28 protein-coding genes are annotated in these 25918 nt (G+C 64.1%); 14 read left to right on the top strand and 14 right to left on the bottom strand.

Going from position 1 to position 25918, the window contains the following annotated elements; translation table 11 throughout:
* The first annotated feature begins 249 nt into the window (after positions 1 to 249).
* Positions 250 to 1947 carry a sodium:solute symporter family protein gene (locus F0A17_RS08375; protein ID WP_149327889.1) on the top strand — a complete coding sequence of 566 codons (1698 nt, stop codon included), beginning with the start codon at positions 250 to 252 and terminating at the stop codon, positions 1945 to 1947.
* A 56-nt stretch (positions 1948 to 2003) separates the two neighbouring features.
* Positions 2004 to 2132, top strand: a complete 129-nt coding sequence (locus F0A17_RS20670; RefSeq protein WP_223111510.1) for a putative transporter small subunit — start codon at positions 2004 to 2006, stop codon at positions 2130 to 2132.
* 29 nt (positions 2133 to 2161) lie between these two features.
* Here the strand turns inward: F0A17_RS20670 and F0A17_RS08380 are convergent, their stop codons facing one another.
* Both F0A17_RS08380 and F0A17_RS08385 read right to left on the bottom strand, forming a co-directional pair.
* Positions 2162 to 3640 carry a protein adenylyltransferase SelO gene (locus F0A17_RS08380; RefSeq protein WP_149327890.1) on the bottom strand — a complete coding sequence of 493 codons (1479 nt, stop codon included), beginning with the start codon at positions 3638 to 3640 and terminating at the stop codon, positions 2162 to 2164.
* A gap of 85 nt (positions 3641 to 3725) precedes the next feature.
* On the bottom strand, positions 3726 to 4409 hold the full coding sequence (locus tag F0A17_RS08385; protein ID WP_149327891.1) for a GntR family transcriptional regulator: 684 nt from the start codon (positions 4407 to 4409) through the stop codon (positions 3726 to 3728).
* 154 nt (positions 4410 to 4563) lie between these two features.
* On the opposite strand from F0A17_RS08385, the gene dctP reads away from it, so the two are divergent.
* The 5 genes from dctP to F0A17_RS08410 all read left to right on the top strand — a co-directional run bounded on the left by dctP (position 4564) and on the right by F0A17_RS08410 (position 10384).
* Positions 4564 to 5562: a TRAP transporter substrate-binding protein DctP gene (dctP, locus tag F0A17_RS08390; protein ID WP_149327892.1), complete on the top strand. Its 999-nt coding sequence runs from the start codon at positions 4564 to 4566 to the stop codon at positions 5560 to 5562.
* A gap of 73 nt (positions 5563 to 5635) precedes the next feature.
* Entirely contained in the window at positions 5636 to 6157 is a 522-nt protein-coding gene (locus F0A17_RS08395; RefSeq protein WP_149327893.1) for a TRAP transporter small permease subunit, read from the top strand.
* 2 nt (positions 6158 to 6159) lie between these two features.
* Positions 6160 to 7494 (top strand): TRAP transporter large permease, encoded by a 1335-nt coding sequence (locus F0A17_RS08400; protein ID WP_149327894.1) that lies wholly within the window; start codon positions 6160 to 6162, stop codon positions 7492 to 7494.
* A gap of 11 nt (positions 7495 to 7505) precedes the next feature.
* The gene (locus tag F0A17_RS08405) at positions 7506 to 8876 is read left to right on the top strand and encodes a malonyl-CoA decarboxylase (protein ID WP_149327895.1); all 1371 of its coding nucleotides are present in this window, start codon (positions 7506 to 7508) and stop codon (positions 8874 to 8876) included.
* Positions 8873 to 10384 carry a malonate--CoA ligase gene (locus F0A17_RS08410; RefSeq protein WP_149327896.1) on the top strand — a complete coding sequence of 504 codons (1512 nt, stop codon included), beginning with the start codon at positions 8873 to 8875 and terminating at the stop codon, positions 10382 to 10384. Before F0A17_RS08405 ends, F0A17_RS08410 begins: the two co-directional genes overlap by 4 nt.
* 57 nt (positions 10385 to 10441) lie before the next feature.
* Here the strand turns inward: F0A17_RS08410 and F0A17_RS08415 are convergent, their stop codons facing one another.
* From F0A17_RS08415 to F0A17_RS08425, 3 genes are all read right to left on the bottom strand, one after another.
* The gene (locus F0A17_RS08415; protein ID WP_149327897.1) at positions 10442 to 11545 is read right to left on the bottom strand and encodes a hypothetical protein; all 1104 of its coding nucleotides are present in this window, start codon (positions 11543 to 11545) and stop codon (positions 10442 to 10444) included.
* Positions 11546 to 11653: 108 nt separating this feature from the next.
* Positions 11654 to 12676, bottom strand: coding sequence for a Nif3-like dinuclear metal center hexameric protein (locus F0A17_RS08420; protein ID WP_149327898.1), 1023 nt, complete (start codon positions 12674 to 12676; stop codon positions 11654 to 11656).
* 165 nt (positions 12677 to 12841) lie between these two features.
* Positions 12842 to 13201: a Na-translocating system protein MpsC family protein gene (locus F0A17_RS08425; RefSeq protein WP_228716844.1), complete on the bottom strand. Its 360-nt coding sequence runs from the start codon at positions 13199 to 13201 to the stop codon at positions 12842 to 12844.
* Positions 13202 to 13560: 359 nt separating this feature from the next.
* On the opposite strand from F0A17_RS08425, the gene F0A17_RS08430 reads away from it, so the two are divergent.
* Entirely contained in the window at positions 13561 to 13965 is a 405-nt protein-coding gene (locus F0A17_RS08430) for a carboxymuconolactone decarboxylase family protein (RefSeq protein ID WP_149327900.1), read from the top strand.
* 101 nt (positions 13966 to 14066) lie between these two features.
* Here the strand turns inward: F0A17_RS08430 and F0A17_RS08435 are convergent, their stop codons facing one another.
* Positions 14067 to 14387 (bottom strand): methyl-accepting chemotaxis protein, encoded by a 321-nt coding sequence (locus tag F0A17_RS08435; RefSeq protein ID WP_149327901.1) that lies wholly within the window; start codon positions 14385 to 14387, stop codon positions 14067 to 14069.
* Between the two features lie 335 nt (positions 14388 to 14722).
* Between F0A17_RS08435 and F0A17_RS08440 the strand changes: the two genes are divergently transcribed.
* Positions 14723 to 15325: a 2-hydroxychromene-2-carboxylate isomerase gene (locus F0A17_RS08440; RefSeq protein WP_149327902.1), complete on the top strand. Its 603-nt coding sequence runs from the start codon at positions 14723 to 14725 to the stop codon at positions 15323 to 15325.
* A gap of 15 nt (positions 15326 to 15340) precedes the next feature.
* Here F0A17_RS08440 and F0A17_RS08445 read toward each other — a convergent pair whose 3' ends face one another.
* Positions 15341 to 16270: a DMT family transporter gene (locus F0A17_RS08445; protein WP_149327903.1), complete on the bottom strand. Its 930-nt coding sequence runs from the start codon at positions 16268 to 16270 to the stop codon at positions 15341 to 15343.
* A gap of 96 nt (positions 16271 to 16366) precedes the next feature.
* Here F0A17_RS08445 and F0A17_RS08450 point away from each other — a divergent pair, with 96 nt between their 5' ends.
* The gene (locus F0A17_RS08450; RefSeq protein WP_149327904.1) at positions 16367 to 17320 is read left to right on the top strand and encodes a LysR substrate-binding domain-containing protein; all 954 of its coding nucleotides are present in this window, start codon (positions 16367 to 16369) and stop codon (positions 17318 to 17320) included.
* 7 nt (positions 17321 to 17327) lie between these two features.
* Here F0A17_RS08450 and F0A17_RS08455 read toward each other — a convergent pair whose 3' ends face one another.
* The gene (locus tag F0A17_RS08455) at positions 17328 to 17942 is read right to left on the bottom strand and encodes a flavin reductase family protein (protein WP_149327905.1); all 615 of its coding nucleotides are present in this window, start codon (positions 17940 to 17942) and stop codon (positions 17328 to 17330) included.
* 58 nt (positions 17943 to 18000) lie between these two features.
* Positions 18001 to 18942: an AraC family transcriptional regulator gene (locus F0A17_RS08460; protein WP_228716845.1), complete on the bottom strand. Its 942-nt coding sequence runs from the start codon at positions 18940 to 18942 to the stop codon at positions 18001 to 18003.
* Between the two features lie 236 nt (positions 18943 to 19178).
* Here F0A17_RS08460 and F0A17_RS08465 point away from each other — a divergent pair, with 236 nt between their 5' ends.
* Positions 19179 to 19901, top strand: a complete 723-nt coding sequence (locus F0A17_RS08465; RefSeq protein ID WP_149327906.1) for an SDR family oxidoreductase — start codon at positions 19179 to 19181, stop codon at positions 19899 to 19901.
* Between the two features lie 66 nt (positions 19902 to 19967).
* Positions 19968 to 20240, top strand: coding sequence for an EF-hand domain-containing protein (locus tag F0A17_RS08470; RefSeq protein ID WP_149327907.1), 273 nt, complete (start codon positions 19968 to 19970; stop codon positions 20238 to 20240).
* 59 nt (positions 20241 to 20299) lie between these two features.
* On the opposite strand, the gene F0A17_RS08475 is transcribed toward F0A17_RS08470, so the two are convergent.
* A complete protein-coding gene (locus F0A17_RS08475) occupies positions 20300 to 20581 on the bottom strand; it encodes a YbaN family protein (protein WP_228716846.1) in 282 nt (93 codons plus the stop codon).
* Positions 20582 to 20713: 132 nt separating this feature from the next.
* Here F0A17_RS08475 and F0A17_RS08480 point away from each other — a divergent pair, with 132 nt between their 5' ends.
* Positions 20714 to 21643, top strand: coding sequence for a siderophore-interacting protein (locus F0A17_RS08480; protein WP_149327908.1), 930 nt, complete (start codon positions 20714 to 20716; stop codon positions 21641 to 21643).
* A gap of 25 nt (positions 21644 to 21668) precedes the next feature.
* On the top strand, positions 21669 to 21944 hold the full coding sequence (locus F0A17_RS08485; RefSeq protein ID WP_149327909.1) for a hypothetical protein: 276 nt from the start codon (positions 21669 to 21671) through the stop codon (positions 21942 to 21944).
* On the opposite strand, the gene F0A17_RS08490 is transcribed toward F0A17_RS08485, so the two are convergent.
* From F0A17_RS08490 to F0A17_RS08505, 4 genes are all read right to left on the bottom strand, one after another.
* Complete coding sequence (locus tag F0A17_RS08490; protein WP_422670587.1) at positions 21929 to 22813, bottom strand: ABC transporter ATP-binding protein; 885 nt, start codon at positions 22811 to 22813, stop codon at positions 21929 to 21931. The genes F0A17_RS08485 and F0A17_RS08490 overlap by 16 nt on opposite strands.
* On the bottom strand, positions 22810 to 23868 hold the full coding sequence (locus tag F0A17_RS08495) for a FecCD family ABC transporter permease (protein WP_149327910.1): 1059 nt from the start codon (positions 23866 to 23868) through the stop codon (positions 22810 to 22812). Before F0A17_RS08495 ends, F0A17_RS08490 begins: the two co-directional genes overlap by 4 nt.
* Complete coding sequence (locus F0A17_RS08500; RefSeq protein WP_228716847.1) at positions 23865 to 24824, bottom strand: FecCD family ABC transporter permease; 960 nt, start codon at positions 24822 to 24824, stop codon at positions 23865 to 23867. The genes F0A17_RS08495 and F0A17_RS08500 overlap by 4 nt, the downstream gene beginning before the upstream one ends.
* Positions 24825 to 24900: 76 nt before the next feature.
* A complete protein-coding gene (locus tag F0A17_RS08505) occupies positions 24901 to 25893 on the bottom strand; it encodes an iron-siderophore ABC transporter substrate-binding protein (RefSeq protein ID WP_149327911.1) in 993 nt (330 codons plus the stop codon).
* Between the last annotated feature and the right edge of the window lie 25 nt (positions 25894 to 25918).

Genomic DNA, 25918 nt, shown 5'->3' on the forward strand with positions numbered 1-25918 from the left:
GGCCGGTGCATGCCGCGCCGCCCGCCACCCAGCCTCTTCGCTCTGGGATAACGCCTCTTCAGCGGCCTTGCCTTGCCGAGTCCGCCCATAGCGCACGCTAGCGCACCGAACCGGAAACACGTTCGGTGTCCGCCTGCGCCGCGCTGGCCCGCCTTTGGCATGGCATCTCCCAGCTCCATCACTGCGCCCGGCAAGTCGGCCTGATTCGACCTGCCCGGGTGTGTCCGTTTCATCTACCGGGGACTGCCCTTGAACAGTGAATCGCTCTATCAATTCTCGATCCCGACCGTGTTGCTGCTGTTGTTCGCCTTTTACAGCGGTACCTACCTGCTGACGCTTCGCATCGGCAAGAAGCAAGAGGACGCCGACGCCTTCATGGTTTCCAACCACCGGGTGGGGTTCGGTATCGGCGCGGCAAGCATGACGGCCACCTGGATCTGGGCCGCCTCCTTCTATGCCGCCGCCACTTCCGGCTATACCTACGGCGTCTCGGGTCCCATCCACTATGGGCTGTGGGGCGCGCTAATGATCCTGTTCATCTACCCCTTCGGCCGACGCTTCCGCAAGCTCGCCCCTAATGCCCATACCCTGGGCGAGCTCATCCATGCCCGGCACGGCGCCTCCAGCCAGTTGATCCTCGCCCTTTCCAACGTCCTGGGCAGCGTCATCAGCCTAATGGTCAATTTCACCGCCGCCGGAGCGCTCGTCGCCGTGCTCTCGCCGCTCTCCTTCCAGGCCGGTGTGATCATTGCCGGGACTGGCGTACTGTTCTATACCCTCTGGTCCGGATTCCGCGCCTCGGTATTGACCGACTTCGCCCAGTTGGTGGCACTGATGGCCATCGCCGTGGTGATTATTCCAGCGGTGTTTTTCGCCATGGGGGGCCCCACCGAACTCGTGGCCGGCCTGAGCAACCTCACCGCCGAACAGGCGAATTTCTTCTCCATGGAGGCCATCCTCAACCAGGGCGCGCCCTTCTTCGTCGCCGTGCTGGCCTACGCCATCGGCAACCAGACCATTTCCCAACGACTGTTCGCGGTGAACGAGGCGCATATCAAGCCGACCTTCCTCACCGCCACTGTCGGCTACGGCGCCATCGTCATCGGGCTGGGCATGATCGGGCTGATGGCGCTGACTCTCGGGATCGAGCCCATGGGCGGCGACATGAACAACCTGATCCCGCAGATGGTTTCCAGCTATCTGCCGCCGCTGTTCATCGCGCTGTTCTTCATCCTGGTGATCGGTTCGCTCTCCTCCACCGCCGACTCCGACCTCTCGGCACTGTCGGCGATCATGATGGCCGACGTCTACGGCAAGAATATCGCTCGCGGCAAGGCAGACCCCAAGCGCATGCTGTTGATCGGTCGCCTGACCATGATCGTCGCCACCGCGGTGGGCATCCTCTTCGCCAGCTTCTCGCTGGATATCCTGGTGATGTTGGTGTTCGTCGGCGCGCTATGGGGGGCCATCGTCTTTCCGGTCATCGCCAGTTGCTTCTGGAACCGGGTGACCAACCAGGCCTTTACCACCTCGGTACTGGTGGCCATGGTGCTGTTCTGCCTGGCGCGCTTTGAGCTGTTGCCTCTGGACGGTGCCAGCGGCCTGTTCTTCGAGCTGCTGGCGAGCATCGGTGGCGGTGTGATTATCGGCCTGATGGTGTTCGGCTTCCTGGGCCGTATCGCCGGGTTCATCGCCGCCGCGCTGGCACTGGTGTCAATGCTGGTCTTCGCCACCGGCTTCCTGCACGAGTACACCGTACTGTTGGCCTCGCTGACCGCCTATGGCGCCAGCACCCTGGTCTGCGTGGTGATGAGCCTGATGAGCCGTCAGCCGGACTTCGACTTCGCCACCATTGGCGAACAGGTGGGCGACTACGACGCACCCCGGCCCGAACCCGTCACGCAAGGCAACCAGACAGCTTCGGCCAACGCGGCCATCCCACGCTGACCTCCCTCAACCTACATGCAGGAGGGCCGATGATCGGCCCCGCAGGAGAATTCGACATGACAATGCTCTATGGCTTCTATGTCCTGATCTGGCCTGCCCTCACCCTGGGAGTGCTGGTGCTGATCTGCCGCGCGGTGCTGCGCGATTGGCGCGCAGCGCGCAAGGAGCAGCGCGAACTGGTGTGATCCGCCCCGAGCGCTGCCGGGACAGCCGTTCATGTCCCGCAGAAGGTGCGGAAGACGCGCTCAGTGGGCTCGGCCGGGCGTGCATACTCTTCGCGGCCGGGCTGATCGTCGAAGGGGCGGGTGACGATTTCCAGCAGCGTCTCGAAGGGGCCGAAGTCGTCCTCGTCCATGGCCGCGGTCAGCGCCTGCTGCACGCGATGGTTGCGCGGGATGAAAGCCGGGTTGGCCATGCGCATCCGCCGAGCCCGCTCGCCTTCCGACAACGGCTCCTGGGTGAGCCGCTCGCGCCAGCTCGCCAACCAGCCTTCCGCCACTTCCGGTCGCTCGAACAGCTCACCAAAGGCAGTGTCCCCCTCCCGTGAATCGGCGGCATGCGCCAGATGGCGAAAAGCCTGGGTGAAATCGGCGCGGCCCTTGTGCATGGCGTCGAGCAAGGATTCGATCAGCGTCCTGTCGCCCGTCTCTTCGCGCTCCAGGCCGAGTTTGGCACGCATTACCGTCAGCCACTCGGCCTCGTAACGGTCGGGGAACCGCTCGAGCAGCTCGGTGGCGACGCCCACCGCCCGCTCCGAATCGGCATCGATCAGCGGCAGCAGGGTCTCGGCCAGCCGCGCCAGGTTCCACTGGGCGATCCACGGCTGGTTGGTGTAGGCGTAGCGCCCCCCCTCGTCGATGGAGCTGAATACCATCTTCGGGTCGTACTGCTCCATGAAGGCGCAGGGGCCGAAGTCGAGGGTCTCACCCGAAATCGAGGTGTTGTCGGTGTTCATCACGCCGTGGATGAAGCCGACGCCCATCCACTTGGCGATCAACGCTGCCTGGCGTGTCTGCACCGCCTCCAGCAATCCCAGGTAGCGCTCGCTTCCCTCCCGTTCGGCGAGTTCAGGATAGTGGCGCTCGATTGCGTGGTCGGCCAGTACGCGCACGCCGTCCATGTCGCCGCGGGCGGCGAAGTACTGAAAAGTGCCGACGCGGATATGGCTGGCCGCCACCCGAGTGAGGATGGCGCCCGGTTCGGGAATGCCGCGCACCACATGTTCGCCGGTGGTTACCGCAGCAAGGGCCCGGGTGGAGGGAATGCCCATGGCGTGCATCGCCTCGCTGACCAGATACTCTCGCAGCACCGGCCCCAGTGGAGAGCGACCGTCCCCGCCGCGGGAGAACGGCGTGCGCCCCGCCCCCTTGAGCTGAATGTCACGCAGCCGCCCTTCACGGTCCGTCACCTCGCCCAGCAGCACTGCACGGCCGTCGCCTAGTCGCGGCACAAAGCCACCGAATTGATGCCCGGCATAGGCCTGGGCCAGCGGCTCGGCACCGCGCGGCACGACATTGCCGGAGAACCCTACCGCCGCTTCCTCGGCATCGAAGGCAGCAAGATCGAAGCCGAGCGCCTGCGCAAGCTCGCGGTTGAAGGCAACCAGGCGCGGCTCTTGCACGGGTACCGGCTCGAAGCGCTCGTAGAAGCGCTCCGGAAGACGGGAATAGCGTGGGGTAAAAGCGGGAAACATGGCGACTCCAGTGACGTTCCTGCCGTCACTGTAGGCGGCCACGGAGGGAAAATCGAGGCTGTTTACCGGCCCTTACCCGGCATGCTCAACCGGTGACGGTGAGCGGTTTCTCGAAATCGCGAATGCTGGAGACGAAATCGCTGAAACGCTCCCCCTGGATCAGCACATGATCGCGCAGCGTGCGCTCGGCCTCGGCCGGGTCGCCGCTCTCGATCGCCGCCACGATCGACCGATGCTCTTGCAGCGAACTGCGCATGCGCTGGCGCACCTGGAGCTGCAGCCGCCGATAGGGCTTGAGTCGCTGCTTGAGCTGGCGCGCCTCCCCCGCCAGGAAGGCGTTGTGGCTCGCCGTGTAGACGCAGTCGTGGAAGGCCTCGTTCTCGTAGTAGTACTCGTCGGTGTCACCGGCCCGAGCGGCGGCCTCGCAGCGTTCCAGCGCCCCGCGCAGTGCCGCGAGTTCCTCTTCGGTGATACGCCGCGCCGCCAGCCGGCCGCACATGCCCTCCAGTTCGGCCATGACTTCGAACATTTCGATCAGCTGGTCGATGCCCACCCTGGCCACGAAGGTGCCCTTCTTCGGCGTGACCGTGACCAGCCCACTGGCCACGAGCTGCTGAATCGCCTCGCGTACCGGCGTACGCGAGACATTGAACTCGCGTCCCAGCGCTTCGGGATCGAGCCGCTCGCCGGGCACGAGCCGCCCGTTGATGATGGCGTTCTCCAGCGAGTCGCGTAGTCGCTGCGCATTTGAGCGCTTGGCATCGGCCATGGCCTACCTCCTCGGTTGCGACGTTCCGTCGGCCTTTCATTCACTGTCATGAATTTGACATCAGTATACGCAACGGCTATTGAAGTATACATCAGCGCCGCTGATAAACATCAGAGTAGTGACACCACACAACAACAACCCGTGGAGACGCCAAATGCAACGTCACATGCTACCCGCCATCGCTGTCCTGGGCCTGGCGCTTGCCGCCAGTAGCACCGCTTCCGCCAACACCGTGCTGCGCGCCTCGCACCAGTTCCCCGGCGGCCAGGGCGACGTCCGCGACGAGATGGTGCAGATGATGGCCCGCCAAGTGGCCGAAGCCGATGTGGGCCTCGAGATCCAGGTACATCCGGGTCAGTCCTTGTTCAAGGCCGACGAACAGTGGGGCGCCCTGGTTCGTGGTCGCCTCGATATCACCTCCCTGCCGCTCGACTACGCCAGCGGCCGCCACCCCGAATTCTCCGCCACGCTGATGCCGGGGCTGGTTCGCAACCATGAGCACGCCCAACGCCTCAATGATTCCGAGTTCATGGAAATGATCAAGGACGTGATCCAGGAGGGCGGCGCTCGTGTACTCGCTGACGCCTGGCTCTCGGGTGGCTTCGCCTCAAGCGAGCAGTGCATTACCTCGCCCGACACCGTACAGGGGCAGAACCTGCGTGCCGCCGGCCCGGCCTTCGAACAGATGCTGGAGGCCGCCGGCGCATCGATCGCCTCGATGCCCTCCTCTGAGGTCTACACCGCCATGCAGACCGGGGTACTGGACGCGGCCAATACCTCATCGATGTCATTCATCTCCTTCCGTCTCTACGAACAGGTCGAATGCCTGACCGAACCCGGCGACTATGCGCTGTGGTTCATGTACGAACCGATCCTGATCTCGGAGCAGACCTGGCAGAAGCTTGACGAGCAGCAGCAGCAGGCCCTGATAGAGGCCGGCCAGGCCGCGGAGGAGTACTTTGCCGCCGAAGCGGCTGCCATCGACCAGGAAATGGTGACGGTCTACGAGGAGAATGGCGTCGAGGTGGTGCGCATGAGCGAGGAGGACTATAACGCCTGGCTCGAGATCGCCCGCGAAACCTCCTATAAGAACTTCGCCGAGAGCGTGCCCAACGGCCAGGCCATCATCGACGCGGCTCTCGCCGTCGAGTGATGTTCCGCCCTTCCCAGCGTGAGCCGGGCCACCCGCAACGGGTGGCCCCCGTTTCGACCCCCGGGAGGACTGCATGGCCATGGCCCACTCTCACCCCCTTGCACAACGCTTCGGCGTCGTCGGCGCCTACATCGGCCTGATGGATCGACTTTCGCGCCTGCTGGCCTACGTGGCGGGACTCCTGTTCATCGCCGGAGTCACCGTTATCTGCCAGATGGTCTTCGTGCGCTACGTGCTCGGCATGAGCACCAGTTGGCAGACCGAATTCACCGTGCTTGCGGTCACCGCCGCCATGCTGCTGGGCAGCCCGTACGTGCTGATGACCGGCGGCCATGTGGCCATCACCATCCTGCCGGATGCTCTTGGCGGCATCGCGCGCCGGCTGATGCAACTGACCGCCGCCCTGTGCGGCCTCGCCTTCTGCGCCGCCCTGGCCTTCGCCGCGTGGGTCTACGTGTGGGAAGCCTGGGAGGGCGGCTGGACCACCGGCACGGTGTGGAACCCGCCGCTGTGGCCCGGCCTGGTGCCGATGGCCGTGGGCGCCACGCAGCTGACCCTGCAGTACGTGGCCGAAATCCTGCGCGGGGAGGGCTGAGCATGGATCCGACCACGCTGGGTATCATCGTCGCCGTCGCCTTGATGGTGCTGATGGCGATCGGCACCCCCATCGCCTTCGCCCTGGGCGGCGTCTCGCTGCTCGCCCTGATCTACGACCGCGGCCTGCCCGAGCTCATCTACTTCGGCGAGACCTTCTTCGACCGCATCGCCGAGTTCGGCTTCGTCGCCATCCCCATGTTCATCCTGATGGGCGCAGCGGTGGCGTCGTCACCTACCGGCCGCGACCTCTACCGCTCGTTGGACCTGTGGATGGGCCGGCTGCCGGGCGGCCTGGCCGTGTCCAACATCGGCGCCTGCACCATCTTCTCCGCCCTCTCCGGCTCGTCGCCGGCCACCTGTGCGGCCATCGGCAAGATGGGCATTCCCGAAATGCGCACCCGTGGCTATCCCGACGGCGTGGCGGCGGGCTGCATCGCCGCCGGCGGCACCCTGGGCATCCTCATCCCGCCCTCGGTGACCATGATCATCTACGGCATTTCCACCGAGACCTCGATCGGGCGGCTGTTCATCGCCGGCGTGGTGCCGGGCTTCATGCTCGCCGGACTGTTCATGGCCTGGACGATGATCGCCTGCCGGCTGGCCGGGGGGTACGCCAACCCGCTGGCGCAGGCTGCCGGCCAGATGAAGGAAACCGTCAAGGCCAACGTCGATACCAACATGCGAGCGCTGGTTCGCGTGCTGCCCTTCCTGGCGGTGGTCGGGGGCATCCTGTTCGCCCTATATGGCGGTGTGGCCACGCCCTCCGAAGCCGCCGGCGTCGGCGCCTTCCTGTGTTTGGCATTGGCCGTGATCATCTACCGCATGTGGCAAGTGGGGCCGATCAAGCTGATCATGCGCGACTCCCTGCGCGAAAGCGTGATGATCATGTTGGTGATCGCCTGCGCCGAGGTGTTCGCCTATGCGCTCTCTTCGCTGTTCATCACCCAGACCGTGGCCGGTGCCATCGCCGAGATGGAAGTCAATCGCTGGGTGCTGATGGGTGTGATCAATGTCTTCCTGCTGGTGGCCGGTTTCTTCCTGCCGCCGGTGGCGGTGATCGTGATGACCGCCCCGATCCTGCTGCCGATCATCCTCGCCGCCGACTTCGACCCCTACTGGTTCGCGGTGATCCTGACGATCAACCTGGAGATCGGTCTGATCACCCCGCCGGTGGGCTTGAACCTGTTCATCATCAAGGGCATCGCACCGGACATCACGCTACGCGACATCCTGATGGGCAGCCTGCCCTACGCCCTGTGCATGGTGCTCGGGATCGTCCTGCTGTGTTTCTTCCCGGGCATCGCCCTGTGGCTACCCAACCTGATCATGGGCTGACGGAGCGCGACATGAACATGACCTTCCTGCAGGAGCTGTTCAACAGCATCACCCAGCGCGACGCCAGGCTCTGGCGACGCCAGGGCGATACGGCCACTCCCGATCACCGCCGGATGCTCGACGCGTGCCGGGCACTGCTCGAGAGCGACGGTGAGGCCTCGAGCATCAGCCTGGCAAGCCGCGCGCTCGCCATGTATCAGCGCCTGGACGAGGAGGAGCGCACACGCTTCTTCGAGCGGCTGGCCAGCGATTTCGCCGCCGACCCGGCGCTTATCGACGAAACCTACGCGATCTATCGCGCGCAGCGCGACAACGCCAGCCTGCAGATGCTGTTCGACGCCTGCGAGCCGCGTCGCCAGGAGCTGTTCCGCCGCCTCAACCTGGCCAGCAACGGCACCCACGCCTTGGTACGCATGCGCGAAGGGCTGCTCGAACGGATGCACGAACGGCCCCGCTCCGACACCCGCGAGCTCGGTGCCATCGACGCCGACTTCGCGCACCTGTTCGGCTCCTGGTTCAACCGCGGCTTCCTGGTGCTCAAGCGCATCGACTGGAATACACCGGCCTCGATCCTGGAGAAGATCATCCGCTACGAGGCGGTCCACGAGATCCGCGACTGGGATGACCTCCGCCGCCGGTTGGATGCCGTGGATCGACGCTGCTTCGCTTTTTTCCATCCGGCGATCGGCGACGAGCCATTGATCTTCGTCGAGGTGGCCCTGCACAGAGGACTGCCTCAGCGCATCCAGCCCATCCTGGCTGGCGAGCATCGCGACATCGACGACCCCGAGTCCGCCGACGCCGCCGCCTTCTTCGGCATCAGCAACTGCCAGACCGGCCTGCGCGGCATCTCCTTCGGCAACTTCCTGATCAAGCAGGTAGTGCAGGAGCTCAAGCAGGAGCTGCCGCAGCTCAAGCACTTCGTCACGCTCTCGCCGGTGCCCGGGTTCGCCCACTGGCTCGCCGAGCGTCGCAACGACGAGACGCTGCCCGATGAACTGCGCCAGGTGCTGCACGAACTCGACGCGCCCGACTGGCACCTCGACCCGGCCCGGAGCGAGCGCCTCAAGACCGTAGTCAAGCCGCTGGTCGCACGCTATCTGGTCGATGAGAAGAACGCCGCCGGCCTGCCGCTCAATCCGGTGGCGCGCTTCCATCTGGGCAACGGCGCCGAACTGCACCGCATCAACTGGCTGGGTGACACCTCGCCCAAGGGCTTGAAGCAGGCCGCCGGGCTCATGGTCAATTACCTCTATGTGCTCGACGACATCGAGCGTAATCACGAGAACTACACCGCCAATGCCACCGTGGTCTGCTCCGGCGAGGTCCGGGACCTCAATCGCCGCGCCAGAAAGATGGCCAAGGGAGAATTCGCCAAATGAATCTGTTCGAAACCTTCGCTGCGCGCATGCGCGATCGCGGCGATGCCGATTTCATCACTACCCGTGAAGGCCACCGCTACTCCTACCGCGACGCCCAGGCGATCAGCGCCCGCCTGGCCGGGGCCCTGAACGAGCTGGGCGTGGCACCCGGCGACCGGATCGCCGTGCAGGTCGACAAGAGCCCCGAGACGATCCTGCTCTATCTCGCCTGCCTGCGCGTGGGCGGCGTCTACCTGCCGCTCAACACCGGCTACACCGCCGACGAGATCCGCTATTTCCTGTCCGACGCCGAGCCGGCGCTGTTCGTCTGCCGCCCCGCCGCCCTCGAAGAGGCACGCGAGGTGGCCGGCGAGAGCGGCTGCCCGGCGGTGGAAACCCTGGGTACCGACGCTGACGGCAGCCTGATGGCGGCAGCCGAGCGGGCCACCCCACGCGAAACCATCGAGCCGCGCGAAGACGACGACCTGGCGGCGATTCTCTACACTTCGGGCACTACCGGGCGTTCCAAGGGCGCCATGCTGACCCACCGCAACCTGGGCTCCAACGCCGCCACGCTGAGGGAGGCCTGGCGTTTCACCGCCGAGGATCGCCTGATCCACGCCCTGCCGATCTTCCATACCCATGGCCTGTTCGTCGGCTGCAACGTCACCCTGATGGCCGGTTCGAGCATGCTGTTCCTGCCCAGGTTCGATGCCGACACGATCTTCGAGGAAATGCCGCGCGGTACGGTGCTCATGGGCGTGCCCACCTTCTACACGCGCCTGGTCCTGGATGAACGCCTCACCCCCGAAGCGACCGCCAACATGCGCCTGTTCGTCTCCGGTTCGGCCCCGCTCACCGCCGAAACCCACCAGGCGTTCCAGGCGAAGACGAGGCACGCCATTCTCGAACGCTACGGCATGACCGAGACCAACATGAACCTCTCCAATCCCTACGACGGCGAGCGCCGGGCCGGCACCGTGGGCATGCCGCTGCCGGGGGTGGAGTACCGTATCACCGATCGCGAAACCCACGAGCCGGTGCCCCCGGGCGAGATCGGCATGCTCGAGATACGTGGCCCCAACGTCTTCATCGGTTACTGGCGCATGCCCGGGAAGACCCGCGAGGAGCTGCTCGAAGACGGCTTCTTCATCACCGGCGACCTGGCCATGGTCGACGAGCAGGGCTACGTGCACATCGTCGGTCGCGACAAGGATCTGGTGATCTCAGGGGGCTACAACGTCTACCCCAAGGAGGTCGAGCAAGTGATCGACGAGTTGGAGGGCGTGGTGGAATCCGCCGTGATCGGCGTGCCGCACCCGGACTTCGGCGAGGGCGTGACCGCCGTAGTGGTGCCGGAACCGGGCGCCGAACTCAGCGAACGCCAAGTGCTTGACCATCTGGAGGGCCACCTGGCGAAGTACAAACAGCCCAAGCGGGTGTGCTTCGCCGATTCCCTGCCGCGCAACACCATGGGCAAGGTGCAGAAGAACGAGTTGCGCAAGCGGTATCAGGACATCTATCGCTGAATGCCATGACCCAGGCGCGTCCGGCCGGAACAACCGGCCGGGCCGCACCGGGCCACCTTATACCACCAGCGGCGTGACAAAGAAGGCGATCAGGAAGGCCGTTACCAGGCGCATCGCGATACCCAGCACGGCGGCGCCCATCGCTTCGCGTTCGGAAAGGTCGGAACTTTCCGCCCATACCACTGGTACTTGGCCGAACACGGCCGACAGCGGCAGACCCGAGGAGGCCAGCACGAACGAGCCCACCACAAGGGAGGGATCAAGCTCGCCAGCGATGCTCTGCAGCTGCCCCATGGCCAGGGTCGGGCTCACCAGCACCGACAGCACGCCGGTTTCGGGATGGATGTTGAACAGCAGCATGACCTTGCCCAGCCCCGCCTCGATCGGCGCCCAGATGCCGACATAGTCGAGCACGCCGATCACGGCGAACACCAGCGCCACCGCGGGAATCAGGATCAACAGCAACAGCTCCACGCCCTCCCGAGCAGCGCTGAACAACGTGGGCATGAAATCGCGCTCGGGGGTGAAGGTGGGCAGATGGCCGATCTCGACCCGCTTGACGTCGCGGTAGAGCACCTTCGACAGGATCAGCGGCACGATCACCAGTGGCAGGAAGACCGCCAGTAGCACCACGGCAAATACGTTGACCCCGGCGAAGGTCAGCGCCATCAGGCCCAGCATGAAAGTGGAGAACGACTGCTGCGACTGCACCATGGTGGCCACGGCAAGCTTCTGCTCGTCTTTAGTGGCGCCCGCTTTCTTGAGAATCGGACCCGAGATTTTCCCTGCCGCGTTGATGTCGCCGAAGATGTTGTAGACGCTGGGAATGATCACCGCCGGATTGACGCCCAGCAGTTTCATGGCGGGCACGAAGATGCGTACCAGCGCATCGGTGAAACCCAGCCGCTCCAGCAGCCGACCGATGATCACGCTGACGATGATCGCCGTGCCGACCACGCCGGTGAGGAAGACGTCGACCACGACGGGTCGAACGGAATCGAGAATGGAATTGAACAGTCCAGAGAGACTGGTAGGAGAGAGCAGCAGTAGTAGCAGGCAGATGCTAAGCAGCGCGATGCCAACCACTTCGATACGCTTCCAGGCCCGCTTGCTCGCAGGCAGGGCGGCCTTCGCTTCAGGGGTTGTGACGGTGGTCTTCATGTCGGTGCCTCTATTGTTATTGATCAGGCGCTTGCGGATAACTTATCGCTGACTTGTCGAGAATCGTGGCATTTCGCCTGGTCAGCTTTCTCAGTTCGGATACTCCGGCTAGGTTTCGCTCAAGGCATGCTTGCCCAGCAGGTGGCTTGCCGACATCTCGCGGGCATAGGCCTGCATGGCCGCGTTGCCGACCCTGTGCACCGGCGTGGAGGTGACCCGGTCGCGAAACAGCACTACCTCCACTCCTTCGAGCAGCTCGTCGAGGGCATGGGCCAGCGGTAGTCCGTTCTCCAGAATCTCCATCACATGGCAATTGCCGACCAGGAAGTTGAGTCCCAGTTCACGGGCCGTCTCGATCAACTCATGGCCGGCATAAACGCGGCTGATAGAAGCCAGCACGGTGTCCACATTGGGATTCTCAGCCACGGCCTGCCGTAGATTCTCCGGCGAGAAACCGGTATGCGGGAAGATATGCAGCACGTTCCCGACCCGGCTGTCGCGCTCGCCGAGGTGGATGAAACCGGAGGTTTCGACGCTGGTTTCGCGAATCTCCTCGATGCCGCGCACAAGTCGCTCCTCGGCCAGCAGGGCGCGGTCCTGATCCAGCGCCATGAAGCCATCCAGGCGATCGAGGATGTCGCCCAGGGTGGCGATGCCCGGCAACGCCCGGCCCACGAACATGATATTGCCATGCACGCCGCCATAGGAAATGCTGCCCTTCAATACCTTATGGCCGTGCAGGAAGGGAATGCCAGGGTGCAGGCCGTGGAAAGCCTCGTGGCACTCCAGTCCCGCCACGTCGTAGAGGTCGAGGTAATTCTTCAGCGTCACCCCACCGCAGCTGGCAGCATCGGCAATCGGATGGTGCGCCACGACGGCATCCACACCGGTAGCCCCCGCCAGTTCGATCACCAGTTCCGTCATGGTCATGCACACGGCGATCTTCTTCACCTCCTTGTTCGGATCACCGTAGATCAATCCCGGGATCTCCAGCACTTCCTTGCCGTAGATGCCTGAGGATTTCATGATCACGAAGGGGTGATCGCCCCGCTTGACCTCGTCCATGGACGAGACGGTCCTGCCGCCTGTGATCACGCTCATCGCAGCGACGATATCGGATACCTTGGCCATCGGCTGTCTCCTTTGTAACCACATAAAAAAACCGCCAGCACAGCAAGAGGCCTGGAGCCTCCTGCTGCGCTGACGGTCTCGGGCACTCGCCTTTTCAGGGCGAGTTCACATCACCAGTCAACGTCTTGCCTTCAGATTTGCGGACCATGCCCGACGCAGCCGGCGTCAGAGGTAGTCGCGCACATCTTTCTTCGTTATCACCACCGTAGCGGAGAGCTCGGTCTCGGTGTCGTAGTCCTTGAAGATGGACAGGACCTCGAAACCGTACTTTTCCACCAGCAGTTGCTTGAATTCGTTCTTGAATCCCTTGATGAGATAATGGTCTGCCAGCTCGCTCACGTTACTGTTGAGCTCGCTAAGGTAAGCCAACGAAGGGACCCGCTTGTGCAGGGCGATGACAAGGATCCTATCGCCTTGCACGTCGATCTTCTGCCGCACCACGCCAATACCGAAGATCCGGTGGTTGACCTCGTTGTAGTCCTTGATCAACTCCTGCTTGAACTGGCCCAGGGAATTCGTTCCCAAGGAGTTCGTGCCCAAGGTGCTCATAGGTCGACCCCGTTTCGGCCCGGCCAGCCTGAACAGCTGGTATACCAAAGCATCTCAAAAGCAGCTTAGCCAAGCGGAAAAAATCTGTCAACAAAGAATAATCGATTATTCATGCGATATTGTTCACGAAAAAGTAGGAAAAATGGCGTTGCCTGCTCAGTACGAGAAGCCAAGGCAGACAGGTATACCAGATACCGTTTCCTGCATAAGCTGGCAAACTTTGGTCTATCCGCGATTGTAGTATCGATGGCACATTCGGATGAAGGTACGCGCAGCGGACTTGGCAAACGTCCCGGTTCGCCGCACATTGGATGGCCCAATAAGAGGAGTGTGCCATGACTTCGCCCCATGACCGTCTCGATCCGGATGGACTTGCCACGCGCCGCCAGGTGCTCGGCGACGCCTACGTCGACAATGCCCTGGCCCAGGCCGACGAGTTCGGCTGGCCCCTTCAGGAGCTGGTGACGCGCAACTGCTGGAACGACATCTGGAACCGGCCGGGGCTGGCACGCCCGACCCGCAGCCTGGTCAACGTCGGCATACTGGTCGCGCTCAACCGCCCCCACGAGCTCAAGGTGCACCTGCGCGGCGCGCTCAACAACGGCTGTAGCGAGGAGGAGATCCGCGAGGTACTGCTGCAGTGCGTGGCCTACTGCGGTTTCCCGGCGGCCATGGACGGCATGCGGGTCGCCCGCGAAGCGATCGCCACCTACCGCGAGGAGCAGCAGACCGACGACTGAGCCGCTGCGCCAAGCTCACCGCATGATCGGCATCGCGCCGGTCAGAAGGCGCTCTCTTCGCTTCGTGGGGCTGTCGCTGTCGGTAAGGCAGCAGGCGTCCATCACGGAGCCCGGGAGGTCGAGTCGGCCAGGGAGAAGGCGCCCACCACCTCGGCCAGGCGCTGCGACTGCTCCTCGAGCCGCTCGGCAGCGGCGCTCGACTCTTCGACCAGGGCGGCATTCTCCTGGGTCATACGGTCCAGCTCGGCGACCGCCACATTGACTTGGCCGATGCCGTCGCTCTGCTCGCCGGTGGCTGCCGTGATCTGCTGGAGCACGTCGCTCCCCCGGGAAACGCCGGAGACGATCGCGTTCATGGTCGCGCCGGCCTGACTGACCAGGTCGGAGCCGCTGTGTACCTTCGTTTCCGAAGCATCGATCAGGCCCCCAGGCGCATGCTGCCATCGGCCTCACGCACCCACCAGGGCCGGAAGTGCCCACTATCGTCTGTGAAGCCAGTCCCGCGGCCGGCATAGCGGACATCGGCACCGAAAGCGTCTGGCTCCCAGCCGATATAGGCATCCAGCAGCCCGGGGATGAACCAAGGGCTGACCTTAGTGCTTTCATGCAGCGAAGCGGGATAGCCAAACCGACCGCGCGTTTGATATTCGCGCCACGATCGACAGTCTCAGGCGGACGTGGACGCAAAAAACGGGACACCTTGCCCCGGGCGAGTTAGCCTCTGAACACCGTACGACGCGGATGAGAGGAGCCCTCCATGCCCAAGCGCATCACCTACTACTTCAGCCCGGTATCGCCCTGGACCTACCTGGGCCACGCCCGGCTCGGCGAGATCGCCGCCCGCCACGACGCGACGATCGACTACGTGCCGGTCACGATCAGCGCGGTCTTCCCCAGGACGGGTGGGCTGCCGTTGGTCAAGCGCGCGCCCGAACGCCAGGCTTACCGTTTGGCGGAGCTGCGACGCTGGCCGCGCCTGCTCGACGTACCGCTCAACGTGGAACCGAAGTATTTCCCCGCCGACGATCGCCCGGCGGCACGCCTGGCGCTCACCGCCAAGGCCCGGGGCCATGACATCGCCGAGCTGACGCTGGCCCTACTGCGGGCGTGCTGGGCCGAGGAGCGCAACATTGCCGACCTCGCCACGCTGGGCGAGATCGCCGACGCCTGCGGCCTGGATGGCCAAGCGTTGCTGGAGGAGTCGGAAGCAGAACCGGGCCATCAACGCCTCGACGAAGCCTGCGAGCAGGCCATTGCCGCCGGCTGCTTCGGCGTTCCCTGGTACGACGTCGAAGGGGAACCGTTCTGGGGCCAGGACCGGCTCGATCTGGTGGAAAAAACACTGGCCGGCGAACTGTGAGCCGAGCGGCGAGCCCTAACGCGTCACCGTCAACAGGCCAGCCAGCAGCGCAACGCCACCGACGATGAAGTGGGTCGTCAGCGGTTCGCCGAGCAGAGCGGCGCCGAACAGTACGCCGAATACCGGCGAGAGAAACGAGAAGATGCCCAACTGCGAGGCGAAATAGCGCCGCAACAGCGAGAACCAGAGCAACAACGCGGCAAAGGAGATCACCAGTGTCTGGAAGGCGAGGCTGGCGATGACGCCACCGGTCGCATGGATGCGGCCGAGATTCCCCAGCAGCGTGGCGACGGGCAAGAGCAGCAGGCCGGCGATGACGAGCTGAAAGCACAAGGTCTGGACCGGCGGCGCTTCGGAAAGCGACGAGCGCCGTATCACCAGCGTGGTCGCGGCCCAGGAGAGACCCGCCAGCAGTCCCAGGGCATCGCCCAGCAGAATGGCTCCAGCGTTCTCGACAGCGGTGGTCGGCGCCATTGCCATGGCCATGCCGGCGAAGGCCAGCCCGACACCCGCCCACTGCCGCCGCGTCAACTGCTCGCCTGGCACCCACAGGTGCAATCCCAGCGCGGCGAACACCGGCGCGGTGTAGAGAAACAACGACATGTGCGATGCCAGCGTATGATTCAGCCCCCACGCCACGAACACGAATTCCGCGGTGAACCCCAACCCCACCAGTAGTCCCGGCCCGAGGCGAGCGCGAAAGTCAGTCAGCCGCAAGCCATGCCGGTAAGCCAAGGCCGCCACCAGCAGGGCCGCGATGGCGGAACGCAGGGCGATCTGCGCCAACGGCGGGATATCGGCAGCAACCGCCTTGATCGCGACCTGCTGAAGCCCGAGCGCCAGGCAGAACAGCACCATCAGGCCGCTCGCCTGCAAATCGATGTGGCGGCGCGAGGCCGTGCTCGCTACAGCCTCAGTTCGAATCAATCGCCTGACGCGCTCCATATCGCCTCCTTGACCGTGAATACCGCCAGTCAAGCAGTTGTCAGCGCTGGCTCCAAACGATTACTCTGCCGCCCTAGGCTCAGGAAAACTCACTCTATGAACATCGAGCGCCTGCCCTTGAATGCGCTTCGGGCTTTTGCCGAAGCGGCACGAGAAGGAAGCTTCAAGACTGCCGCCGGCCGCCTGGGCGTTACCCCCGGTGCGGTCAGCCGACAGGTCAAGCAGCTCGAGGATCGACTGGGGATGGCTCTTTTCGACCGGCACGCCAACGGTGTGGGTCTGAATGAGGCCGGGCGCCGCCTGGCCGCCGACATCGACAGTGGCCTGGAGCGCATTGCGGCGGGGGTCACGGCCGCCAGGGAACGGGCACGCAGCGCCGCCACCCTGTCGCTGAGCGCCCCGCCTTCCTTCCTGCAATTGTGGCTGCTACCGCGTCTGGCGGGCTTCGAAGCCTCGGTGCGGGGGCTCAGCATCTCCCTCGACGCCAACCAATCGCTTACCGTGCCCGCCTGGCACGGCGACGGCGCACGCCTGGCGATTCGCTATGGCCGTGGCCCCTGGCCGGGCGTGACGAGTCATCGCCTGTTTGCCGATGAACTGTTTCCCGTCTGTGCCCCATCGTTGCTGCAACGGGGCCAGCCTTTGCGGGAACCCGCCGATCTGGCCGACCACACCCTGCTGGACGTCGGCTGGGAATCGCGACAAGGGATCGACTTTCCCGGCTGGAGCGAATGGCTCGAGGCCGCCGGCGTCGACGACAAAGTCGCCCCGCCACAGCACCGCTATTCGCTGTTCGGCCTGGCCCTGGATCAGGCCATTGCCGGGCGCGGGGTCATGCTCGCCAACCACCCCATCGCGATGGATCGCTTGAAGAGCGGCATCCTCGTACGCCCCTTCGGCGAACGCTACGTTCTCGCCTCGCCCATGGCCTACGACCTGCTAGTGCCCGCCACTGGTGGCGCGCCGACCGCAGTCGGTCGCTTCATCGACTGGCTGCTGGCCGAAGCCGCCGCCTTCGACCGGGAGACGCTCGGCGGCAAGGCGGACTAGGTACCGTTCAGGCCGGACGCTCCAGGCCGAACAGATCGCTGGTGCGGGCATAATCGCTGCCTGCCATGCGCCCGATGGGCTTGAGTGCATCTACCGAGACATGACGGCCATTCCATATCGCGTCGTCGATATGAATCGACACGACCTCAGCCAGCACCAGGCAGCCTGACATGGGCTGATCGCCGAAGCGTACGATCTCGCGCAGCCGGCAACCAAAGGCCACCGGGGCCGCCGCCACCCGCGGCACAGACACCCCGGGCATGGCCCTCTTCTCCAGCCCCGCCAGGGCGAACTCATCCTCTCCCGCCGGCAGGCTGGCGCTGGTGGCGTTCATGGCGTCCACCAATGCCTCGCCGCTGATGTGCACCACGCACTCCGGCACCTGCTCCAGGTTGCGAATGGTGTCCTTGGGTTGGGCTTCGCCGTTGAGCAGCGGCGAGAAGCCCAGCACTGGCGGCGCCACGCTGACCACATTGAAGAAGGAGAACGGCGCCAGGTTGGTGTGGCCGTTTCTATCCCGGGTCGACACCCAGGCAATGGGGCGCGGGCATATCGTCCCGCAGAAAAGACGGTAGATGGCCCCGCTGCTCAGCGGCGCCTCCTCCAGCAGATAGTCGCTCATGGCCAGTCCTTCTTGCCGTTGTCGATGACTTTCCATCCTACACCCGTCGTTGAACCGCTCAATGCGGCAGCGCCAAGCCCGCTGCCTGAGTCGGGGGCAGCAACGCCAGCGAAGCCCTCATTGCACGCACCTCCTCGCCGGGTGGCCGACCGAAGAAGCGCTTGAATTCGCGACTGAACTGCGAAGGGCTCTCGTAACCCACCCTGGCCGCGGCGGCCGCGGCGGTCAGGCCTTCCCGAATCATCAACATTCGTGCCTGATGCAGCCGCGTCGACTTGATGTACTGCAGCGGTGAGGTCCGCGTCACCGCCTTGAAGTGAACATGGAAGACCGCAAGGCTCATGCCGACTTCGCTGGCCAGCCGCCTCACCTCCAGGGGCTCGGCATAATCGGCGTGGATGCGATGCAACGCCTTGGCGACCCTGCCGAACTGGCCCTGCTGCGCCAGCGCTGCACGCACGCTTCCGCCCTGCTCACTCATCAACGCGCGGTAATAGATCTCCCGCACGATTCCCGGCGCCAGCACTTGTGCCTCCATGGGTGAGCCCAGCGTCTCGAGCAATCGGAGCGTGGCATCCGCCATGGGTTTACCAAGTGGAGTGGAGAGCATGCCCCGCGGCGGCGCCGAGTGCGTAGTCGCCTTGTCCAGTTGCAGGACCAGCTCCGCTACCACGGCCATGTCCAGGCGAATGGATATGGCCAGCATCGGCTCCTCGGGGCTGGCCTCGGTTTCCGATACGAAAGGCAGCGGTACCGATAGCACAAGGTAGTGCAGGGCATCGTAGAGATACACCTCGTCGCCCAGATAGCCTCGCTTGCGCCCCTGGCACACGATCACGATGCTCGGCTCGTACAGCACCGGGGTGAGCTTCAGCGGGCGATTGGAGCGCAGGAAACGCACCCCATCCAGCAATGACTCGGTATAGCCCTCATGCGGCGCTAGCCGATACAGCAACTCGATCATTCGCTGTTGAGGGAAAGGGGAAGACAGGGTCGCCACACGGAAATTCCTCGTTTCCTCATCACTTTACTTTTATGCAAGGCTCACGGCAAATTTACATCTATATACAATTCTGAAAATAGGATTAGGCAAGACTTCGATAGGATTGGCTCTGTCAGCCTTTGCGGCGCCTCCGTAGGCTTGTCTCAACGACGCTCTGGCTCTGAGCTCGCGCACGGTGCAATCCGAGCCCGGCGAGAGGGTCGTCACAAGCCCCCCACACGGAGGTCACCCTGATGAGTAAAGTCATTCTTCTCACCGGCGCCAGCAGCGGCATTGGCGAGGCTACCACCCGCCTGCTGGCAAGCCACGGGCACCGGCTGGTCATCGGCGCACGCCGCACCGACAGGCTGGAAGCGCTGGCACGAGCCATTCGCAGCGAGGGCGGCAGCGTGGACTACCGCGCGCTGGACGTCACCCAGCGGGAAGACGTGCAGGCCTTCGCCGATGCCGCGCTGAAGCTCCACAACCGCATCGACGTGATCATCAACAACGCCGGCGTCATGCCGCTCTCTCCGCTGGCCTCGCTCAAGGTCGACGAGTGGGATCGTATGATCGACGTCAACATCCGCGGCGTCCTGCACGGCATCGCCGCCGTGCTGCCCACCATGCAGGCCCAGGGCAGCGGGCAAGTCATCAACATCTCCTCCATCGGCGGTCTCTACGTGGTGCCGACCGGCGCGGTCTACTGCGCGACCAAGTACGCCGTGCGGGCCATTTCCGACGGGCTGCGCCAGGAGAACGACAAGCTTCGCGTCACCTGCGTCTATCCCGGCGTGGTGGAATCGGAGCTGGCCGACACCATCACCGATGCCAGTGCCGCGGAAGCGATGGCGAGCTTTCGCCAGATCGCGCTCAAGCCCGACGCCATTGCCGCGGCCATCGCCCACGTCATCGCCCAGCCCGACGACGTGGACACCAGCGAGATCGTGGTGCGCCCCACCGCAAGCCCGGCATGAGCCCGGCCGCGTCGAGTCATCCACTTCTAGACATCATCCACCTGTTTATCGAAGGGAAACCAAGCAATGAAAATCTCGAAACATGCACTGGTTATTGCACTCGCGCTGACCTCAAGTGCCGCCCTGGCCGAACAGGGCGAAGGCCCCCTGGTTCTGCCGCACCTCGCCTCCTCTAACACAGCCGACCAGAATCGCTTCGATCGGCTGGATCTGGATGGCGATGGCTCGATTTCACGAGAGGAGGCCCAAGCGGGTACGCTTCCGGAAATCTTCCTGTTCATGGATCGTAACCATGACGGAGCGATTTCCCGCCAGGAGTTCCATTACCGTCCGCGGTGATAGCTTCCGCTATGAGGCGCAACTCTGCACAGAACTCGTACGGAAATAACGTACTGAACCTAGGAGGGGGCTTGATGCCCCCTCAGCGCGACGATCATCCCCACAGCGACGAACTTGGCACGCCGGGGGATGGCCCGCTCCGCTTCCCAGCTCTCGAGCAGCGGTCCCACATAACGCCGCGAGCGGATCCAGGCCTCGAAACGTGGCGAACCTCGCGACGCACAGTAGACTGCTGCCAGCATGAACTCCGTGGTAGGCAGCAGGGGCAGAAACAGGCCCCAAAACCCCACCGCAAAACTCAATGCGGCAAATGCCGCCCAGCAGCTACGCGCCATCCTCATCGCCCTTTCCCATTCGATTTTCCCATGCCCCTCAGATAACGTCTCAGCGGGGCGATTCCTCAAACCGCCATGACGTTGAGAACAATTATCACTATTGATAGTATTCAGAGATTCTCATAGGAGTCATCCGTCATGGCGGGACGCAGCAGCTATCGCTTATTTGATATCGCCCTGGCACGGCGTACCCAGGTCAGCACGTCATTGGTCAGGCTCACCTTCACCGGGCCGGAAGTGAGCCGGATGGCCACTTACGCCCCCGATCAACGCATAAAGCTCTTTTTTCCTCCCGCCGGCGGCAGCCTCGAAACGTTATTCGAAATCGCCAAGCGGGAAGAGCACGACTGGTACGGCGCCTATCGCGCCCTGCCCGAGGAGCAGCGGCCGCCGATGCGCACCTACACCATCCGTGCCTTGCGCCCGATGCGGGGCGAGGTCGAGGTGGAGTTCGTACTGCATGGTGACAACGGCCCTGCCTCGCGTTGGGCGCTACGCGCCCGCCCGGGCGACCGCCTGGCCATGACCGCACCTGCCGCCGATGCCGAAGGTCCGGCGCAGGGCTACGAATGGAAGCCACCACGCGACGTACGGCGGGTGCTCATCGTCGCCGACGAGACGGCTCTCCCGGCCGCAGCCGGCATTCTGGAAGGCCTCGCCTCGAGCCCGCTACGCCCCAAGGTCGAGGCGTTAATCGAGGTCCCGCTGAATGCCGATATCCAGTCGCTGGAGCACGCTGCCAAGCTGCACTGGTTGCCGCGCGAGGCGGCGCCGGAATGCCGCCACGGCGAACGCTTGTTACGGGCCATGCAGGATATCGATCTAAGCGACGAGATCCGCACCCTGGGCGGCACCTCCGAAACCGCAGACGCCCCCGACGAATTCGACGACGAGCGCCCCTTCTGGGAGGCGGCGACACTCGATGACACCGCACCCTTCTATGCCTGGATCGCCGCGGAATCCAAAGTGGCGATGGCCATCCGTCGCTACTTGGTCAACGAGTGTGGCCTGCCCAAGCGCTACGTCACCAGCATGGGCTACTGGCGTCAGGGCAAGGTCAGTCGCTGAACGCCTCCACGAGGATCGGAACACGATGAATCGGCGCAGTCCCCATCCATCCCCTTGGCGGGATACGCCAGATCGCCACGGACGCGTCAGCCGTATCCTGCACTGGCTCACGGCAGGTCAGGTGACACTGCTGTTCGCCGTGACGCTGGCCTGGCTGCTGCTGATACTGATCGTCGGCCATGTTCTGCTGGCGCTAGCCCATCGCCTCTGGCGAGAGGATGCTGTCTTCTCGCGACTGACGGGTCCGCTAGAGCACCGCGGACACGCTCCCGCTCATCCAGACGCTCACCGAGCGGGATGACGATCAGACCAGGTACGCAGTTCAGCGCCTGGAGTATTCTTGGTCGGCTCTTCGACCCTATCGCGACTTGGCTCGCACGCTACGTGCCGCCCGAGCGGAATCATCATCGGCTTGCCTGTGATCGGATCCTCTATGATTCGACTCGCGAGGCCGAAGACTTCCCGCACCATCTGTTCGGTCAGTACCTTTTCCGGGGGCCCTATTGCGTAGATCCTCCCCTTCGCCATGGCGACGAGAATATCGGCATAACGCGCCGCAAGGTTGAGCTCGTGCAGGACCATCACAATGGTCGTGCCACGCATCCGATTGAGGTCAACCAGAAGATCGAGCACCTCAATCTGGTGATGGATATCGAGAAACGTCGTAGGCTCATCAAGGAGCAGAACCCCCGTCTGCTGTGCAAGCGCCATGGCGATCCAGACCCGCTGACGCTGCCCGCCTGATAGTTCTTCCACGGCACGCTCGGCCAGTTCCGTCGTGCGTGTGGCCTCCAGCGCCTCGGCTACAGCGGCCTCGTCGGCGCTACTCCAGCGCGCGAACAGGCCTTGATGAGGATGGCGGCCTCGGCTGACGAGATCGAGCACGGTGATTCCTTCGGGCGCGATGGGCGATTGCGGCAGAAGGCCCAATTGTTGCGCAAGACGGCGTGCGGGAAGCCGGTGGATGGAGTGGCCATCGAGCAAAACCTTGCCGCGTTCAGGTACGAGAAGCCGCGAGAGCGTACGCAGAAGGGTCGATTTCCCGCAGGCGTTCGCGCCCACGATAGCGGTATTCCTACCCGACGGGATCGTCAGGTTGATGTCGTCCAGCACGGCACGTTCACCGTAGCCCGCCATGAGGTCGTGTACGAGGAGTGAGGGACTGCTCACAGGGCGCCTCCGCTCTTATTGTCACGAATGATGAGATAAACGAGATAGGGCGCACCGAGCACGCCGGTGACGATCCCCACCGGGTAGCGCGCGGGTAAAAGAAATTGGCCCGCGTAATCGCCCAGAAGAACAAGCAAAGCTCCCACGAGAGCCGAAGGGATGAGAAGCGATCCGTTCCGGCTTGTCAGGCGTGCCGCAATCGGACCGGAAAGAAAGGCCACAAAAGCGACCGGCCCCGAAACCGCCGTGGCGAAAGCGACAAGCCCGACCGCAGCGACGATGACGCTTACACGCGTCGCCGTCAGCCGGACCCCAAGCCCCTCGGCTATGTCATCGCCCATGCGCAGGGCTTCGAGATCGCGGTTGCAGCTTAAGATCAGTCCACCGAAAAACAGAAGGGCAATGAATAACGGTAGCGCCTGATTCAGTTGGACACCGTTCACACTACCGGCCATCCAGCGTAGCGCCTCCTGAAGGCTCCAACTCGGCGCACGCATGAGCAAATAGGCGGTAAAGCTCTGCAACATCGCAGCAAGACCGATCCCGACAAGAATGAGCCGCGCGCCGGTTACGCCTCTCCGCCAGGAGAGGGCATAGATCAGAAGCGCGACGCCTAGCCCCGCGACGACCGCGACGATGGAAACTGCCGGACCGCTCATCGACAACACCACGATAGCGAAAACCGCAGCAGCGCTTGCTCCCGTACTGATGCCGATGATGTCGGGGCTGGCGAGCGGATTGCGCAGCATTGTCTGAAAAGCGACGCCCCCGAGGCCGAAGCAGATTCCCGCGAGGATCGAGACCACTGCCCGCGGCAAGCGCAATTCACGTACGGTGAATCCCACTCCCGGCACATCCGCGCCGCCGAGCGCGCGGAGCACCGTCATCGGCGGCGTGAACGACTGCCCCCGCATCAATGTCAGTGCCACCCCCGCCAGCAAACAGGCCAGGAGAACCGCCCAAACACACCAGCGCCGTCTGGCGCGTTTCCGGCGAATCCGGGCGATTCCGGCAGCAGCGAGGCATCGCTGATCGCTCCGTAACGGCTCGCTCATAACGCCCCCACCTTCCGTCGGCGCACAATCCAGATGAAGACGGGAGCGCCAATAAAGGCGGTGACGATGCCGACATCCAGCTCTGCCGGTCGCGCTACTAGCCGTCCGAACACATCCGCGAACGTCAGCAGCACCGCTCCCCCAAGCGCGGAAAACGGCAGGAGCCAGCGGTAATCGCTCCCTGCCAGCAGGCGGCAGGCATGCGGTACGACAAGCCCAACGAACCCGATGGGACCACACACGGCGGTCGTCGCGCCGCACAGCAATACCGCCGCGACCGCTGCCATGGCTCGCGCCAATGCCACTTTCTCGCCGAGCCCGGTTGCCGTATCGTCCCCAAGCGCAAGCAGGTTGAGCTTGCGGGCCGAGAGCAGCGCAATGACAAGCCCCAAGAACAGAAATGGCAGGACCGGTACGATCTGGTCCCTGGTAGCACCTCCGACCCCGCCGACCGTCCAGGATTGCACGAGTCCAGCGATATCGCCGCGCGGCAATACGACCGCCGTGGTCAAAGAGCTCAGCGCCGCGGTCGTCACCGCGCCCGCAAGCGCGAGTCTGAGCGGTGTTGCTCCGCCTCGGCCAAGGCTGGCGATGGCATAGACCGCGACAGCCGTCAGTCCGGCACCCAGGATCGCGGCCCAGATATAGAGAGTGGCGTCTTCGATCCCGAACCACGCCAGCCCAATGACAACGGCAAGTGCCGCCCCGGCGTTCACTCCCAGCAGCCCGGGATCGGCGAGTGGATTGCGCGTGAGACCCTGCATGACGCCGCCCGACAGGCCGAGAGCCGCGCCCGCGAGAATGGCCAGCAAGGTGCGTGGGAGCCGGCTCGCCACGGCGGCCTCCCCGATAGTCTCGACCTGACCGTATAACGCCGCCACGATCTCCGACCATCCGACATCGCGCGCGCCAAAGGTCATGGAGAGTCCCATGGCCACGACGAGCAGAAGCACCATCGCCACCCCCCAGCCGAACCGCTTGCACGCCCCCGGATGTGAGACGGAAAGAGCGGGGCTATGGGCCCGGTCGCGTTCACTCCGACTTGCGCGCCGCGCTCGAGAGCAGATCGGCATAATCATCAAGCACCCAAGGGATCGACATTGGCGTAGGATTGGCGGCGGTGCCGAGCGGGCTATTGTCCAGCATGACAAGCGAACCCCGCTCAACCGCGGGCAATCGGGAAGTCAGCGGATGGGCGGACAATCGATCGATCAGGGGCTGCCCGCCATAGATGACGAGGATGTCCACATCCATCAGTTCGTCGATGCGTTCGGAACTGATCTCGCCGGCGAATTTGCCTTCGGTCGAGATTTCCTTCACGAAACGGGGCGACGCCAGCCCGAGATCGTGAAAGAACCGTACCCTCGCGTCATTGTCGGTATAGAACGAGATACGACTGAGGTTCGTGGGGTCAAGGTGGGTGACGAACATCGCCGTTTTGCCCGCTAGTTCAGGGTGGCTGGCGGCGGTGCTGGCTATCTGTGCCTCGATCCGAGCGATAAGTGCCTCGCCTTCCTCGGCCATTCCCAGGCCCATGCTGTCGAGCCGGATCATCTCACGCCAGCTAGTCGCCCAAGGAGCTTCGGGATAGGCGACGACGGGGGCGATCTTGCTCAGCGTGTCGTAATCGGAGCGGCTGAGTCCGGAATAGGCCGCAAGAATGACGTCCGGCGCGCTGGCCGCCACTGCCTCGAAGTCGATTCCATCCCCTTCGTCGAACAGAATGGGCGACTCCGCGCCGAGCGCCTCGAGTCGCGCCTCGACCCAAGGGAGCAGGCCATCGCCGTCTTCATCACCGAAATTTGCGGCGGCAAAGCCCACGGGTACGATGCCGAGCGCAAGCGGCACCTCGTGGTTCGCCCAAGCAATGGTGGCCACCCGCTCGGGTTCTTCCGGGATGACGGTGGTACCCAGAGCATGCTCGATCTCAAGGGGATACTGCTGCGCACTCGCCAGGCCAACGCTGGTCGACGCCAGTAGCGCGACGCAGAGTGTCTTGCCGCCATCAAGCCAACGCCATCTCATGCTTTGCTCTCCTGCTGCGTGATCG

Origin of the sequence: Billgrantia pellis (genome assembly GCF_008297955.1) — a bacterium.
GTDB lineage: Bacteria > Pseudomonadota > Gammaproteobacteria > Pseudomonadales > Halomonadaceae > Halomonas > Halomonas pellis.

Excerpts from the sequence above, each read along its gene's own strand:
- F0A17_RS08415 (WP_149327897.1), bottom strand. The coding sequence starts at position 11,545 with ATGAAGACCACCGTCACAACCCCTGAAGCGAAGGCCGCCCTGCCTGCG.
- F0A17_RS08450 (WP_149327904.1), top strand. The coding sequence starts at position 16,367 with ATGAACATCGAGCGCCTGCCCTTGAATGCGCTTCGGGCTTTTGCCGAA.
- F0A17_RS08410 (WP_149327896.1), top strand. The coding sequence starts at position 8,873 with ATGAATCTGTTCGAAACCTTCGCTGCGCGCATGCGCGATCGCGGCGAT.
- F0A17_RS08470 (WP_149327907.1), top strand. The coding sequence starts at position 19,968 with ATGAAAATCTCGAAACATGCACTGGTTATTGCACTCGCGCTGACCTCA.
- F0A17_RS08400 (WP_149327894.1), top strand. The coding sequence starts at position 6,160 with ATGGATCCGACCACGCTGGGTATCATCGTCGCCGTCGCCTTGATGGTG.
- F0A17_RS08420 (WP_149327898.1), bottom strand. The coding sequence starts at position 12,676 with ATGGCCAAGGTATCCGATATCGTCGCTGCGATGAGCGTGATCACAGGC.
- dctP (WP_149327892.1), top strand. The coding sequence starts at position 4,564 with ATGCAACGTCACATGCTACCCGCCATCGCTGTCCTGGGCCTGGCGCTT.
- F0A17_RS08480 (WP_149327908.1), top strand. The coding sequence starts at position 20,714 with ATGGCGGGACGCAGCAGCTATCGCTTATTTGATATCGCCCTGGCACGG.
- F0A17_RS08500 (WP_228716847.1), bottom strand. The coding sequence starts at position 24,824 with ATGGTGCTTCTGCTCGTCGTGGCCATGGGACTCTCCATGACCTTTGGC.
- F0A17_RS08430 (WP_149327900.1), top strand. The coding sequence starts at position 13,561 with ATGACTTCGCCCCATGACCGTCTCGATCCGGATGGACTTGCCACGCGC.
- F0A17_RS08455 (WP_149327905.1), bottom strand. The coding sequence starts at position 17,942 with ATGAGCGACTATCTGCTGGAGGAGGCGCCGCTGAGCAGCGGGGCCATC.
- F0A17_RS08405 (WP_149327895.1), top strand. The coding sequence starts at position 7,506 with ATGAACATGACCTTCCTGCAGGAGCTGTTCAACAGCATCACCCAGCGC.
- F0A17_RS08395 (WP_149327893.1), top strand. The coding sequence starts at position 5,636 with ATGGCCATGGCCCACTCTCACCCCCTTGCACAACGCTTCGGCGTCGTC.
- F0A17_RS08485 (WP_149327909.1), top strand. The coding sequence starts at position 21,669 with ATGAATCGGCGCAGTCCCCATCCATCCCCTTGGCGGGATACGCCAGAT.
- F0A17_RS08440 (WP_149327902.1), top strand. The coding sequence starts at position 14,723 with ATGCCCAAGCGCATCACCTACTACTTCAGCCCGGTATCGCCCTGGACC.
- F0A17_RS08495 (WP_149327910.1), bottom strand. The coding sequence starts at position 23,868 with ATGAGCGAGCCGTTACGGAGCGATCAGCGATGCCTCGCTGCTGCCGGA.
- F0A17_RS20670 (WP_223111510.1), top strand. The coding sequence starts at position 2,004 with ATGACAATGCTCTATGGCTTCTATGTCCTGATCTGGCCTGCCCTCACC.
- F0A17_RS08445 (WP_149327903.1), bottom strand. The coding sequence starts at position 16,270 with ATGGAGCGCGTCAGGCGATTGATTCGAACTGAGGCTGTAGCGAGCACG.
- F0A17_RS08385 (WP_149327891.1), bottom strand. The coding sequence starts at position 4,409 with ATGGCCGATGCCAAGCGCTCAAATGCGCAGCGACTACGCGACTCGCTG.
- F0A17_RS08380 (WP_149327890.1), bottom strand. The coding sequence starts at position 3,640 with ATGTTTCCCGCTTTTACCCCACGCTATTCCCGTCTTCCGGAGCGCTTC.
- F0A17_RS08475 (WP_228716846.1), bottom strand. The coding sequence starts at position 20,581 with ATGAGGATGGCGCGTAGCTGCTGGGCGGCATTTGCCGCATTGAGTTTT.
- F0A17_RS08465 (WP_149327906.1), top strand. The coding sequence starts at position 19,179 with ATGAGTAAAGTCATTCTTCTCACCGGCGCCAGCAGCGGCATTGGCGAG.
- F0A17_RS08505 (WP_149327911.1), bottom strand. The coding sequence starts at position 25,893 with ATGAGATGGCGTTGGCTTGATGGCGGCAAGACACTCTGCGTCGCGCTA.